The 14,129-nt window shown below is 70.8% G+C and carries 11 protein-coding genes; 7 read left to right on the top strand and 4 right to left on the bottom strand.

Annotated elements, in window-relative coordinates:
* Positions 1–73: 73 nt before the first annotated feature.
* Positions 74–1,387, bottom strand: coding sequence for a DUF349 domain-containing protein (locus ACFORO_RS31525; RefSeq protein WP_354745569.1), 1,314 nt, complete (start codon positions 1,385–1,387; stop codon positions 74–76).
* Positions 1,388–1,612: 225 nt separating this feature from the next.
* On the opposite strand from ACFORO_RS31525, the gene miaA reads away from it, so the two are divergent.
* Together miaA and dapF are read left to right on the top strand one after the other, a co-directional pair.
* A complete protein-coding gene (gene miaA / locus ACFORO_RS31530) occupies positions 1,613–2,533 on the top strand; it encodes a tRNA (adenosine(37)-N6)-dimethylallyltransferase MiaA (protein WP_377872700.1) in 921 nt (306 codons plus the stop codon).
* Between the two features lie 9 nt (positions 2,534–2,542).
* Positions 2,543–3,370: a diaminopimelate epimerase gene (dapF, locus tag ACFORO_RS31535; RefSeq protein ID WP_354745565.1), complete on the top strand. Its 828-nt coding sequence runs from the start codon at positions 2,543–2,545 to the stop codon at positions 3,368–3,370.
* Here the strand turns inward: dapF and valS are convergent, their stop codons facing one another.
* Positions 3,371–5,869, bottom strand: a complete 2,499-nt coding sequence (gene valS / locus ACFORO_RS31540; protein WP_377872699.1) for a valine--tRNA ligase — start codon at positions 5,867–5,869, stop codon at positions 3,371–3,373. It lies immediately after the preceding gene.
* A 9-nt stretch (positions 5,870–5,878) separates the two neighbouring features.
* Positions 5,879–7,132 (bottom strand): MFS transporter, encoded by a 1,254-nt coding sequence (locus ACFORO_RS31545; protein ID WP_377872698.1) that lies wholly within the window; start codon positions 7,130–7,132, stop codon positions 5,879–5,881.
* A 58-nt stretch (positions 7,133–7,190) separates the two neighbouring features.
* On the opposite strand from ACFORO_RS31545, the gene ACFORO_RS31550 reads away from it, so the two are divergent.
* From ACFORO_RS31550 to ACFORO_RS31560, 3 genes are read left to right on the top strand one after another with little or no spacing between them, the layout of a single operon-like run.
* Positions 7,191–7,697 (top strand): ArsR/SmtB family transcription factor, encoded by a 507-nt coding sequence (locus ACFORO_RS31550; RefSeq protein ID WP_377872697.1) that lies wholly within the window; start codon positions 7,191–7,193, stop codon positions 7,695–7,697.
* A 43-nt stretch (positions 7,698–7,740) separates the two neighbouring features.
* Positions 7,741–9,186: a GTPase HflX gene (gene hflX, locus ACFORO_RS31555; protein WP_344267952.1), complete on the top strand. Its 1,446-nt coding sequence runs from the start codon at positions 7,741–7,743 to the stop codon at positions 9,184–9,186.
* A 53-nt stretch (positions 9,187–9,239) separates the two neighbouring features.
* Positions 9,240–10,247 carry a hypothetical protein gene (locus tag ACFORO_RS31560; protein ID WP_377872696.1) on the top strand — a complete coding sequence of 336 codons (1,008 nt, stop codon included), beginning with the start codon at positions 9,240–9,242 and terminating at the stop codon, positions 10,245–10,247.
* A 482-nt stretch (positions 10,248–10,729) separates the two neighbouring features.
* Here ACFORO_RS31560 and lexA read toward each other — a convergent pair whose 3' ends face one another.
* On the bottom strand, positions 10,730–11,389 hold the full coding sequence (gene lexA / locus ACFORO_RS31565; protein ID WP_377872802.1) for a transcriptional repressor LexA: 660 nt from the start codon (positions 11,387–11,389) through the stop codon (positions 10,730–10,732).
* Positions 11,390–12,387: 998 nt separating this feature from the next.
* On the opposite strand from lexA, the gene ACFORO_RS31570 reads away from it, so the two are divergent.
* Both ACFORO_RS31570 and nrdR read left to right on the top strand, forming a co-directional pair.
* Entirely contained in the window at positions 12,388–13,299 is a 912-nt protein-coding gene (locus ACFORO_RS31570) for a LysM peptidoglycan-binding domain-containing protein (protein ID WP_377872695.1), read from the top strand.
* A 310-nt stretch (positions 13,300–13,609) separates the two neighbouring features.
* On the top strand, positions 13,610–14,101 hold the full coding sequence (gene nrdR / locus ACFORO_RS31575; protein WP_037809784.1) for a transcriptional regulator NrdR: 492 nt from the start codon (positions 13,610–13,612) through the stop codon (positions 14,099–14,101).
* Positions 14,102–14,129: the final 28 nt, after the last annotated feature.

Genomic DNA, 14,129 nt, shown 5'->3' on the forward strand with positions numbered 1-14,129 from the left:
AGGGTTCCCCTCACGGACTTCGGCGGGCAGCAGAACGGCCGGTACCCAGCGGTACCGGCCGTTTCGGGAAAAATCAGCGATCGGCGACGGCGGCTTCCGCGGCCTCCATCCATTCCCGCCACTGAGCGGCCTGCTCGTCGGCCTTCTTCGCCCGCCGCTCGTCCCCGGCGGCCCGCGCTTTCGCGGCCTGCGATTCGAACTGCTCGACGCGCTCCCGGAACTGCGCGGCGCGCGCCTGCGCCTCCGGGTCGGTGCGGCGCCAGCGGCTGTCCTCGGCCGACTTCACCGCGTCCTGCACGGCCTTGAGCCGCCCGTCCAGCTCGCGGATGCGTTCGCGCGGGACCTTGCCGATCTCGTCCCACTGCTCCTGGATCCGGCGCAGCGCCGACTTGGCCGCCTCGAGGTTGGCCGCGACGTCGATCTTCTCAGCCTCGACCAGCAGTTCTTCCTTGCGCTGGGCGTTGCCGGCGAACTCCGCGTCGCGCTCGGAGAACACGGCCGAGCGGCGGGCGAAGAACGCGTCCTGCGCCGCGCGGAACCGCTGCCACAGCGCCTCGTCGCTGTCCTTCGGCGCGCGCCCGGCGGCCTTCCACTCGGCCATCAGGTCCTTGTACCGGCCCGCGGTGGCGCCCCAGTCGTCCGAATCGGCGATCGACTCGGCCTCGGCGATCAGCTCTTCCTTGCGCTGCTTCGCGCTCGCCCGCTGCTTGTCCAGTTCGGCGAAGTGCGAGCCGCGGCGGCGGTTGAACGCCTCGCGCGCCTTCGAGAACCGCTTCCACAGCTCGTCGTCGGTCTTGCGGTCGACGCCCTTGACCGTCTTCCACTCGTCGAGGATCGCGCGCAGCCGGTCGCCCGCGGCCTTCCACTGCGTGGAATCGGCGGCGATCTTCTCCGCCTCGTCGGCCAGCGCCTGCTTGCGCGCGACTGCCGCGGCCCGGGCTTCCTCGCGTTCGTGCTTGACGTTGACCAGCGCCTTCTCCGCCAGCCCGATCACGAACTCGAGCCGCGCGGAGAGCGCCTTCAGGTCGCCGACCACGGCCGCCTCGCCGAGCCCGTCGCGGATCTGGGTGGCGCTCGACAGCGCGTGCTTCGGGTCGCCCGCCCCGGAGTTCAGCCGCGTTTCGAGCAGTTCGACCTCGGTGCGCACGTCGTCGAAGCGGCGCGCGTAGTGCAGCAGGCCCTCCTCGGGCGTGCCTGCCTGCCAGACCCCGACCTCGCGTTCGCCGTCGGCGGTGAAGACGTAAACGGTGCCTTCCCCGTCGACCCGGCCCCAGGTGGCGGGGGCGGGCTCGGCGGGCGGCACCGGAGGCGCGGCATGGCCGGCGCCGTGCGCGTGCGGCACCGGGTGCGGTGCCGGGGTGCCGGGGGACGTGTTCTCCTGGGCCATCGCAGGCTCCTTATCGCCTGTACGCCCGCGGCTGCGGGCGCCCCGCCGCGTGAGCGGGGCCGGGTTACGCTGTTGTCGTGCTCTGCCGGGGGCATGGGGCCCCAGCGGCATTCAAGCAGCTCAGCGCGCGCCGTGGTACTGGATGAGCCGCCTGAAAGCGTTGATCCTACTTCTCCTTGACGCTCCGTGCCCGCGTCTATCCCCGGCCGGGTAGCGTTCTGCGGCGTGATCAGCCCTGCTCAACGGCCCCGTCCGGTGGCCGTCGTCGGCCCCACCGCCACCGGGAAGACGGCACTGGCCGTCGAGCTGGCGCTGGCGCTGGACGGCGAGGTGGTGAACGCGGACGCGCTCCAGCTCTACCGGGGCATGGACATCGGCACCGCCAAAGCGACTATGCGAGAACGGCGAGGGGTCCCGCACCACCTGCTGGACGTACTCGACGTGACCGAGACCGCGTCGGTCGCCGCCTATCAGCGTGACGCCCGCGGCACGATCGAGCGGATTCTCGAAGCGGGCCGGGTTCCGGTGCTGACTGGCGGCTCGGGACTGTATGTGCAAGCGGTCCTGGACGACCTCCGTTTCCCCGGCACCGACCCCGCGGTGCGCGCGCGGCTCGACGAGGAGGCCGCCGAATTCGGCACCGCCGCGCTCTACACCCGGCTGGGGGAGCGCGACCCGGTCGCCGCGGCGGCGATCCTGCCCACGAACACCCGGCGGATCGTGCGGGCGCTGGAGGTCATCGAGATCACCGGCGAGCCGTTCTCGGCGAACCTGCCGAAACCGGGTCCGGCGCGCTGGGACACCGTGCTGATCGGGGTCGACCGCGAGGTCGCAGAGCTGGACGAGCGTGTCGACCTGCGGGTGGAGCGGATGTTCGAAGGCGGTCTCGTGGACGAGGTGCGCGCGTTGCTCGGTCGCGGTTTGCGGGACGGGAAAACCGCTTCACGGGCGCTCGGCTATCAGCAGGTGCTGGCCGAACTGGACGGCGAAAGCGACTTCGCGGCGGCAGCGGCGGCGACCGCGCAGGCCACCCGCCGGTTCGTGCGGCGGCAGCGTTCGTGGTTCCGGCGGGACAAGCGGATCCAGTGGTTCGACGGCGGATCGGCGGACCTGGCCGCGCGGGTCCTCGCCGTGCTCGACCAGTAGCCTGGACGCATGGGCGGCATCGAATTCCTCAAGGGCCACGGCACGCAGAACGACTTTGTGCTGCTGCCTGACGCGGCCGGCCGCCTCGACCTCACCGCGGAGCGAGTCGCGGCGCTGTGCGACCGGCAGCGGGGCATCGGCGCGGACGGCGTGCTGCGTGTCGTGCGCGCGAAGGCGATCGGCGAAGAGTCGGCGGGCGAGTGGTTCATGGACTACCGCAACGCGGACGGTTCGATCGCCGAGATGTGCGGCAACGGCACCCGCGTTTTCGCGCGCTACCTGGTCGACGCCGGGCTGGCCGAGGACGGCGAGTTCGTCATCGGCACCCGCGCGGGCGACCGGCCGGTCGTCGTGCACCCGGACCGTTCGGTCACCGTCCAGATGGGCCCGGCGGCGATCACCGGCACGTCGGTCACCGTGGTGGCCGGGCAGCCGTTCTCCGGCGTCGCGGTGAACGTCGGCAACCCGCACCTGGTGTCGGTCACCGACACCGACATCGCGGGCCTGGACCTGCGCGACCAGCCAGACTTCGACCACGACGTCTTCCCGACCGGCGTCAACCTGGAGTTCGTCAACGTGCTCTCCGAGGGCGCGCTGCGGATGCGCGTGCACGAGCGCGGCGTGGGGGAGACGCGCGCCTGCGGCACCGGCACGGTCGCCGCGGTGGCCGCCGCGCTGCACCTCGCGGGCAAGGACGCCGGCGAATCCACAGTGGACATCCCGGGCGGCCGGGTGTCGGTCACGGTCGGACGCGGCGAATCGACGCTGTCCGGACCGGCCGAGATCGTGGCCCGCGGCGAGCTGGACGAAGCCTGGTGGCTCGCCGCGGGCGCTTGATCAGCTGATCGTCACCGCCACCGAGAGTTCGCCTTCCTGGGTGGCCACGGTGTTGACCACGCCGGCGACTCGCACGTCCTCGGCGATTCCGGCGAAGCCTTCGAGCACGTCCGCCGGAGCGGTGACCGACAGCGTCTCGACGGCGGTCCGCATCGACACCTTCGCGTCGGACTTGGCCCGGCGCACGGCAGCGATCACGGAACCGGCCAGCGGCAGCAGCGTGCTGTCGCCGTCGACGTCCGGCGCGGTCGGCCAAGACGCCTGGTGCACCGAACCTTCCCGCCACCACGACCAGATCTCTTCCGTGGCGAACGGCAGCACTGGCGCGAACATCCGCACCAACGCCGACAGCACGGTCCGCAACGCCACCTGTGCCGATTCCGCTGCCGCCGCGCCGAGGTCGCCGTACGCGCGGCCCTTCACCAGTTCCACGTAGTCGTCGCAGAACGTCCAGAAGAAGGTCTCCGTCACCTGCAACGCACGCGCTTGGTCGAGCGCCTCGAAAGCGGCTGTCGCTTCCTCGATGACCTTCGCCAGCGAGGCGAGCACGGACCGGTCCAGCGGCTCCGTCGCGACCGACTCGGCCGCCGGCGTCCCGAGGCCGAGCACGAACTTGCTCACGTTCAACAGCTTCGTCGCCAGCCGTCGCCCGACCTTCATCTGGCCTTCGTCGACCGCCGTGTCGACACCCGGGCGAGCGCTGGCCGCCCAGTAGCGCACCGCGTCGGAACCGTGCCGCTCCAGCAGATCCGCCGGGGTGACGACGTTGCCGACCGACTTGGACATCTTCTTGCGGTCCGGGTCGAGCACCCAGCCGGAGATCACCGCGTCCCGCCACGGCAGGACGTCTTCCTCCAGTTCGGCGCGCACCGCGGTCGAGAACAGCCAGGTGCGGATGATCTCGTGCGCCTGCGGCCGCAGCGAGTACGGGAACACGCGGCGGAACAGGTCGTCGTCGAGGGTCCAGCGCCCGGCGATCTGCGGCGTCAGCGACGACGTGGCCCAGGTGTCCATCACGTCCGCCTCCGCGACGAACCCGCCCGGCACGCCGCGCTGCTCCTCGGCGTAGCCCGGCGGAACGTCGGTGCTCGGGTCCACGGGCAGGTTCGCGTCGGCGGGCACCAGGACGGCGTCGTGGTCCGGCTCGCCGTCGGCGTCCAGCGGGTACCAGACCGGGATCGGCACGCCGAAGAACCGCTGGCGGCTGACCAGCCAGTCGCTGGTCAGGCCCTCGACCCAGCTGCGGTAGCGGACCTGCATGTGCGGCGGGACCCAGTTCAGCTCCTCGCCGCGCGCCAGCAGTTTCGTGCGCAGCGCGTCGTCGCGGCCTCCGTTGCGCAGATACCACTGGCGGCTGGTGACGATTTCCAGTGGCTTGTCGCCCTTTTCGTAGAACTTCACCGGATGCGTGATCGGCCTCGGCTCGCCGCGCAGCGCGCCCGCCTCCCGCAGGAGGTCCACCACGATCTGGCGTCCAGTGTGGACAGTCTTGCCCGCCAGCGGCTCGTACGCCCCGGCCGGAACGCCGTGCGGCGGCTCGGCGCGGAACCGGCCGTCGCGGCCCAGCACCGGGCGCGTTTCCAGCTGCAGTGCGCGCCACCAGGTGACGTCCGTGGTGTCGCCGAAGGTGCACACCATCGCGATGCCGGTGCCCTTTTCCGGATCGGCGAGATGGTGCGCGTGCACCGGCACCTCGACGCCGAACACCGGCGTGCGCACGGTCTTTCCGAAAAGGCCTTGGTACCGCTCGTCATCCGGATGCGCGACGAGTGCGACGCACGCGGGCAGCAATTCGGGCCGCGTCGTGGAGATCAGCACTTCGCCGTCATCCGCCGTGAACACGAGATCGTGATACGCGCCCGGCCGTTCGCGGTCTTCCAGTTCAGCCTGCGCGACGGCGGTGCGGAAAGTGACGTCCCACAGCGTCGGGGCTTCGGATTGGTACGCCTCGCCGCGCGCGAGGTTGCGCAGGAACGCGCGCTGCGAGATCTCCGTGGTCGCCGGGTCGATCGTCTGGTACGCCAGCGTCCAGTCCACCGAAAGCCCGATGCTCCGCCAGACCTCCTCGAACACCTTCTCGTCGGTTTCAGTCAGCTCAAGGCACAGTTCCACGAAATTGCGCCGCGACACCGGAATCGCGTTCTTGCCGGGCTTTTCCGGCGGAGTGAAGGACGGGTCGTAAGGCAGTGAGGGCTCGCAGCGCACGCCGAAATGGTTCTGCACGCGGCGTTCGGTGGGCAGGCCGTTGTCGTCCCACCCGACCGGGTAGAAGACCGAACGGCCGCGCATCCGTTGGTAGCGCGCGAGAACGTCGGTGTGCGTGTAGGAGAAGACGTGCCCGATGTGCAGCGAACCGCTCGCGGTCAGCGGCGGCGTGTCGATCGAGTAGACGTCCGGGCGCGCGCGGTCGAACCGGTATACGCCTTCGCGTTCCCACACCGGTACCCATTTGGCGGCAAGGCCGTCGACGCCGACTTTGTGCGGGATCTTCTCGTTCATGCCCGCACTTTACGGGGCGGGTACAGCGATTTCCCCGCCCGTCGGTAGGTCCCGCATGCGCCGCAGCGGCGAGCAGAGCACCCACAGGGTCCCGGCGACCTCCCCGGCGCAGCCGACCCACAGCGCGCCGGTCAGCCCGAGCCATTCGCCGAGCGCGCCGCCCAGCAGCCCGCCGAGCGGCATCGCTCCCCAGACGACGAACCGGACGCTCGCGTTCATCCGGCCCAGCAGCTGGTCCGGGGTGATCGCCTGGCGGTAGGAGACCTGCGCGATGTTGTAGAGGATCACGCCGAACCCGAACGCCGCCAAGCCCAGTCCGGCGAGCGCGATCCGCCAGCCCGGCCCGGCGAACGGGATCAGCAGCGCGCCCGGCCACACCATGAGCGGCACCAGCCAGATCGAGCGGGCCTGGCCGATCTTCCGGATGATCGGCCCGGCGCAGAGCGCGGCCGCGATGCCGCCGACGCCGCTCACCGCGAGGAGCCCGCCGACCTCGGCCGGTTTCAGCCCGGCGGTGCGGGTCAGGAACAGCACCTCGACGGCCTGCACCACTCCGCTGAACAGGTTCGACGTGGCGGTGCAGGAGACGATCGCGCGCAGCGGCCGGTCGGAGACGACGAACCGCAGGCCTTCCAGCATCTGCGGTATCAAGCGGTCGTGTTCGGCGCGTTCCGGGCGGGTTTCGACGGTGCGGATGCGCCACAGGCACAGCGCGGACGTGAGATAGCCGAGCCCGGTGATCAGGACCGTGCTGGCCGCGCCGGCGAATTGCACGAGCACGCCGGCGAGGCTCGGCCCGGCGATCTGCGCCGACGACTGCACGCCCTGCAGTTTCGCGTTGCCTTCCAGCAGCTTTTCGCGGCCGACCAGTGCGGGCAGATACGCCTGGTAGGAGACGTCGAAGAACACCGTCGCGAACCCGACGAGCAGCACGACCACCAGCACCTGCGCCATGGTGAGCACGCCGGCCCACCACGCGAACGGGATGCTGAGCAGCAGGATCCCGCGGGCCAGGTCGGCGGCGAGCATGAGCGGCCGTTTGCGCATCCGGTCCACCCAGACGCCCGCCGGCAGGCCGATCACCAGGAAGCCGAGCGTCTCGGCCATGGTCAGCAGGCCCATCTCGAACGGGGTGGCGGCCAGCGTGACCGCGGCGAGCAGCGGGATGGCGGTGATGCCGACGAACATCCCCAGCTGGCTCGCCGTGTCCCCGGCCCACAGCCTGCGGAAGTCGGCGTGGAAGAACAACGAGTCTCGACGCACCCGATCGAGTGTTGTCCAGTGATTGGAAAGAGTCAATCACTTTGTTTAGGCTGCGGGGGTGCCGCTGAAACGACGTCCTTCCACCGAAGCCGAAGTCGCCGCGCTCGCCTCCGGAATACGGCTGCGCATCATCCGGTTGACCTCTTTCGAGGCGATGACGAACAAGGAGCTGGCGGCGCGGCTGAGCCGTGACCCGGCGACCACGCTGCACCACGTGCGACGGCTGGTCGACGCCGGTTTTCTCGTCCCTCAGGAACCGCGGCGCGGCGCGCGCGGAGCGAAGGAGATCCCGTACCTGTCCACCGGGCTTTCCTGGCAGCTGGACTACGGCGGCGCGGACCCCGTCGTGGTCAACGAGGCCATGCTCGAGGCATATCTGGCCGAGATGGCCGACGCCGACCTGGCGGAGACGGAGACGACCCGGCTCGTGGTCCAGGCGGGCGCGGAGGAGGTCGCGGAGTTCAAGCGGCGGCTCGACGGGCTGCTCGAGGAATTCGCGGCCAGGCCCCGGGATCCGGCCGCGAAACGCACCGCCGTGTACGTCTCGGTTTATCCCAGCAGGTAATCCGTTCGGCTCCCGCGCCGAAACGTGGGACCATGGAGGCACGATGACAGAACAGACACACGAAGACTTTTACGACGACAACGACCCCTACGACCCCTCGGTCGGGGAGATGGAGCTCGAGGACCGCGCGTCGCTGCGCCGGGTCGCGGGCCTGTCCACCGAGCTCGAGGACATCACCGAGGTCGAGTACCGGCAGCTTCGGCTGGAGCGCGTTGTGCTGGTCGGCGTGTGGACTGAAGGCACCGCCCAGCAGTCCGAGGCGTCGCTGGCCGAACTGGCGCGACTGGCCGAGACGGCGGGCTCGGAAGTGCTCGAAGGCATCGTCCAGCGGCGGCAGAAGCCCGACCCGGCGACGTATGTCGGCTCCGGCAAGGTGCGCGAGCTGCGCGACATCGTCGTGGCGACCGGCGCCGACACGGTGATCTGCGACGGCGAGCTTTCGCCCGGCCAGCTGCGCCAGCTGGAGGAGAAGGTCAAGGTCAAGGTGATCGATCGGACCGCCCTGATCCTCGACATCTTCGCCCAGCACGCCCGCTCCAAGGAGGGCAAGGCGCAGGTCGAGCTGGCCCAGCTGCAGTACCTCGTCCCGCGGCTTCGCGGGTGGGGTTCGGCGCTGTCCCGGCAGGCCGGTGGCCGCGCGGGCGGCGCGAACGGCGGCGTGGGCCTGCGCGGGCCTGGTGAGACGAAGCTGGAGACGGACCGGCGGCGGATCAGCAAGCGCGTGGCGAAGCTGCGCCGGGAGATCGCCGCGATGGACACCATCCGCGAGACCAAGCGCGGCAAGCGCGTGGCCAACGAGGTGCCGAGCGTGGCGATCGTCGGCTACACCAACGCCGGCAAGTCGAGCCTGCTCAACGCCCTGACCGGGGCCGGGGTGCTGGTGGAGGACGCGCTGTTCGCCACCCTGGACCCGACCACGCGCCGGGCGCAGACGGCCGACGGGCGCACGTTCACCCTCACCGACACCGTCGGGTTCGTGCGGCACCTGCCGCACCAGCTGGTGGACGCGTTCCGCTCGACGCTGGAGGAGGCGGCCGACGCCGACCTGCTCCTGCACGTCGTGGACGGCTCCGACCCGGCTCCCGAAGACCAGGTCAACGCGGTGCGCGAGGTGCTCGCCGAGATCACCCGCAGCCGCAAGGAACCGCTCCCGCCGGAACTGCTGGTGATCAACAAGGCCGACGCGGCCGACGCGGTCACCCTGGCCCGGCTGCGGCACGCGCTGGCCGGTTCGGTGCAGATCTCCGCGCGCACCGGTTCGGGCGTGGCCGACCTGGCCGAGGTGCTGGCCGAGCGGCTGCCGCGCGCGGAAACGGTGATCGACGTGCTGGTCCCGTATGCGCGGGGCGAGCTCGTGTCGCGGGCGCACGCGGAGGGCGAGGTGCTGGAAGAGGAGCACGTCGCCGACGGCACGCGCCTGCAGGTGCGGGTCCGGCCGGACCTCGCCGCGGCTCTGCGGGCGTTCGAGACCAACGCCTCGGCGCTCTGAACGTCTTCCGTAGTGCACGGCCCGCGCGGGTCGTGCACTACGGAGGTGAACTGGTGCGGGTCGTCCTGGCACTGACGGCTGTCCTGATGCTCGCGGGCGCTGTCCCGGCTGCGGCGGCTCCTGCTCCTGCGCCGGAGACGCTGTGCCAGATCACGGACAAGCGCCTCAACGAACTGTCCGGCCTGGTTTCCGACGGCGAGCATTGGTACGCCATCAACGACGGCGGCACCAAGGTGCAGGTCTTCGTTCTGGACCGGAAATGCCAGCTCAAGGACGTCCTGAGCGATCCGACGGATCCGTACGACGTCGAAGACCTCGCTCGAGGCAAAGACGGCACTCTCTGGCTCTCCGACACCGGCGACAACCGCGCGAAACGCGAAACGGTCGCCCTGCTGGAGCTGAAACCGTCCGGCGGCGCGGCGGTCGTGCATCGCCTGACCTATCCGGACGGTCCGCACGACACCGAAGCCCTTGTCCTGGACCAGTCCGGCACGCCGTTCCTGGTGACCAAGGACCTGCTGGGCACTTCCAAGGTCTACAAACCGTCGGCTCCGCTGGCGACTCCCGGCCCGACGAAACTGGAGCAGGTCGGCACGCTGCGCGTCCGCAGCACCGACACTCCCGGCGGTCCGGTCGGCTCGTTCGGTTCGGCGCTGATCACCGGAGGCGCGACCAGCGCGGACGGCAAGATCATCGCCCTGCGGACCTACACGGACGCGTATCTGTACGCGGCCCCGGACGGCGACGTCGCGGCGGCATTGCAACGAGAACCCGTGCGGATTCCGCTGCCGAACGAAAAACAGGGCGAAGCCATCGCTTTCGAACCGGACGGCACGCTGCTGTCCGGGAGCGAAGGCGTCGGCGAACCCATCCGCGCGGTCAAAAACGCGACGGCTTTGGTCACTCCGAACGCGCCCGCGCCGAAACCAGGAGGCGCCGCCACTCCGCAACCAGCCGCGGAGGACGCCGGTGGTTTCCCGCTCATTCCTGCTGCCGGTGTCGCTGCGGTCGTGGTTCTCGCCGCCTGGTTCCTGCTGGCGAGGAAACGCCGCCGCTCCTGATCAAGCTGCTCCTGGCGCGCCGTCACTCCTGGCACGGCACCGTTCCTGGCGTGCGGCTGCCACTGATGCGTTGCTGCTCGCTCTTGGCGTGGCGCTGTCACTGGCGCAATGGCGCTCCTGACGCGGCACCGTTCCTGACGCGCGGCTGCCACTGGCGCGGTGCCGCTCGCTCCTGAGGCGGCGCTGTCGCTGGCGCGGCACCGTTCCTGGCGTCGCCCTGCCATTGACGCGTTGCCGCTCACTCCTCACGTGGCGCTGCCACTGGCGCAGGGCCAGTTTCGGCGTGGTGCTGCCAGTGATGCAGCGCCGTCCCAGCGCGCCGGTGCCACTGGCGCGCTGCGTCTCCTGACGTGCCGCCGCTTCTGACCTGGCGCTGCCCCTGACCCGGCACAACACCACGGCCGTCGGCAAAGTCCGCCTCCTGCGTTGCTCGCACCCCCGCCCCGGGGCCCAGGCCTCAGGGCCGGGGAGCGAACCACGACTCAGAGACGCCGCAGAACCGCCACGACCTTGCCCAGGATCGACGCGTCGTCGCCGGGAATGGGCTCGTACGCGTCGTTGTGCGGCATCAGCCACACGTGCCCGTCCTTGCGTTTGAACGTCTTCACCGTCGCCTCGCCGTCGATCATCGCGGCGACGATGTCCCCGTTCTCCGCGGCGGGCTGCTGCCGGACGACGACCCAGTCGCCGTCGGTGATGGCCGCGTCGACCATCGAATCGCCGGTGACGCTCAACAGGAACAGCTCGCCCTCGCCGACGATTTCGCGCGGCAGCGGGAAAACGTCCTCGACGGCCTGCTCGGCGAGCACCGGACCGCCCGCCGCGATCCGCCCGACCAGCGGCACGTACGCCGCCTTCGGCACGGACGGCTGCTGGTCCATCTCGATGCCCATCGGGTTGTCGTCCGTGGACGAGAGCACGCCCACCGCGCGCGGCCGGTTGGCGTCACGGCGCAGATAACCCTTGCGCTGCAACGCGCGCAGCTGGTGCGACACCGACGACGTGGACGTGAGCCCCACCGCCTCGCCGATCTCGCGCACGCTCGGCGGGTAGCCGAAGCGGCTCACCCACGTGCGGATGACGTCGAGCACTTGCTGCTGGCGGACGGTCAGCGTCTCGTCCACGTCGTACACCTCCGGCATGGCGCTCACCTTCCCCGTGCTCTCGTGGCCGGATTCGCGCGCGGATCGTGCGGACGCCTTGCCTCGCGAGGCCGCTTTGGCCCCTTTCGCCGCGGTGCCCTTCACCGTGTCCTTCTCCAACGCTGCGTCGCCTCCAGCCGTCCCGCGGCCGCCGTTGTCGGCGTCCCGCGCGTGTCCGCGTGCGCCGGTCCGGGATCCGCGTTTTCCGCGAACGCCCGTCCGGCGGCACCCGCCGGAGCCGGTCCGGCAGATGTCCTGGTCACCGACGTTAGCCACCGCGCGCGACGATTTCAAACATCTGTTCGATCGACACGCCGTGTCCTCTCGATTTTGTCGGTGCGGGGTGGTAGACCTTCGCACGGACGTTCGATAGAACGCCTGTTCGATCTGGACCGCTGCGGCGCAGGTGTACGGCCCGGACCGGACGGATCCGCAGGTCACGAGGAGGTTCCGTCATGTCGATCCTGGCAGATCGCGGGCTCGTCCGCCCGCTTCGGCCCGTCCCCGCCGACTGCCCCGCCGAGGGCGGCGGTGCGTCGGATGGGGCTGTCCCGTCCCGGCGGACGCCCAGGTCCGGCGGTCCGGCGCGCCGGTCACGGCGGCGCGCGAAGAGCGTCGATGCCACCCGAAAGGATGGTGTTCCGGAGGAGATCGAAGCCGGAACGGGCGCTGATCCGGGCCCGGCGGGCGGTTCTGGCGAGGTAGTGGAGCTTCGCGGCCGCACGGGTGCCCGGCGCGGCCCTGCTTCGGACCGGTCCTCCGAGGGTTCTCGCGGCGAAGCGGGTCGCGGCGACTCGCGGCGGAGCCGGGGCGGCGAGTCCCGGGGAGGTTCGCGCGGCGAGCCCGGGCGGCGGCGCGCCTGGCAAGCGGCGGCAGAAGCTGGGCTCGCTGGTGGCGAACTGGCTGACTCCGGACGGTCGGCGCCTGGCGGTGCCTCCCGGCGCACCGGTGCGCGGTCGGCGGACGCGCCCGCTGAGTTCGTGTCCTCGGCCGAGCCGATGCCCCTCGAGCGAGATGCGAGCGAGGTTCTCGGGCGGGTCGGTGCGCGGTCGGCCGCGGAATCTTCCAGGTTCTCGCTCTCGATCGAGCGAGGCGCGCGGGCAACCGCAGCCGAGCTGCGCTCCGCCACCGCGGTCCGGTCCGCTGAGCGAGCCGGATTCCAGACGTCGACCCGGTCGGCCGTCGAAACTGAAGAAGCTCCTGCCCGCAAGCCGCGTGAGGCGCGCGGTCGCGCTGCGGCTCGGTTCGCTGAGCGAGCCGGATTCCAGACGTCGGCCCGGTCGGCCGTCGAAACTGAAGAAGCTCCTGCCCGCAAGCCCCGTGAGGCGCGCGGTCGCGCTGCGGCTCGGTTCGCTGAGCGAGCCGGATTCCAGACGTCGACCCCGTCGGCCGTCGAAACCGAAGAAGCGCCTGTCCGCGAGGTTCGCGGCCGCACCGCGGTCCGGCACATTCCCGCCGCCGTCCCGGCCAACCCCGGTCGCACCGCGCGCGAGCGGCGCGGCGAGCCGTTGCGGCCGCAGTCCCGGGCGCGGGTCGTCGCCGGACGGCGCGGCGGCGTGGCCTGCCAGACCGCGACCCGGCCGGCGGTGCGGTGGCCGTGGCTGTTCGCGATCGCCTTCGCGGCCTGCCTGATCGTCACCGGGCTCGGCGTCTTCGGCTCGGGCGTGTCCAGCGGTCCGGTGCCGTCGCGGACCGCGTCCGTTTCGGTGCAGCCCGGTGATTCGCTCGGCGCCCTCGCCGCTCGGTTCGCGCCGAACGCCGACCAGAGCGCGGTCGTCGAACGCATCAAGGAGCTCAACAACCTCGACGACACCGCGCTGCTGCCCGGCATGCCGCTCACCGTGCCGGTCGCCTGGTCCGGCAACGGTTCGGCGGGGGAAGCGGGCGAAGGATCGGCTTCTGCCGGATGATGACTGTCGGAAACCACCCGGTCGCATCTTGCGCAACCGGACTTTCACCCTCTCGGGTTTCTTGCGCCCGCCCCGGAGGCGATCTATGGTCTACCCCTATATCTAGTAGTTACACCGCTGTAGTTGGTCCACAGGTAGGGGTAGACTGGCGGCAGTTGTCCACAGCCGGCCGGCAGTTGCCCACCGGGTGTCCACAAGTCGATCACCAGGCGCGGGGTCGCGCGCGGTGACCGCGGTCCAGGCCGTAGCGTGGCGGCAGGGGCCGGTTGAGACAGGAATCGACCGGCGCGGAGGGGAAGGTGATCGGCGGATGAGGTGCCCGTTCTGCCGGCATGCGGACTCTCGGGTCGTCGACTCCCGAGAGGTGGACGAGGGACAGGCGATCCGGCGGCGGCGTTCGTGCGCCGAGTGCGGTCGGCGTTTCACCACGTCGGAGACGATGGTGCTGGCCGTGGTCAAACGGTCCGGCGCCACCGAGCAGTTCAGCCGGGACAAGGTGGTCAACGGCGTGCGGAGGGCCTGTCAGGGCCGTCCGGTCGACGACGACGCGCTGCAGAAGCTCGCGCAGCGCGTGGAGGAGTCGATCCGTTCCGCCGGACTGGCCGAGATCCCCAGCCACGAGGTCGGCCTCGCCATCCTCGGCCCGCTGCGGGAACTGGACGGCGTCGCGTATCTCCGGTTCGCCAGCGTCTACCGCTCCTTCTCCTCGGTCGAGGACTTCGAGAAGGAGATCTCGGACCTGCGGAAAGCCATGGCGGGAACTGCGGAGGACCAGGAAGGCGAGCGCGCCGGCGACGACTGAGCCGTCACCGGGTCGCGGGGAGCGAGGG

Source organism: Amycolatopsis halotolerans, assembly GCF_042647905.1.
Classification (GTDB): domain Bacteria; phylum Actinomycetota; class Actinomycetes; order Mycobacteriales; family Pseudonocardiaceae; genus Amycolatopsis; species Amycolatopsis halotolerans.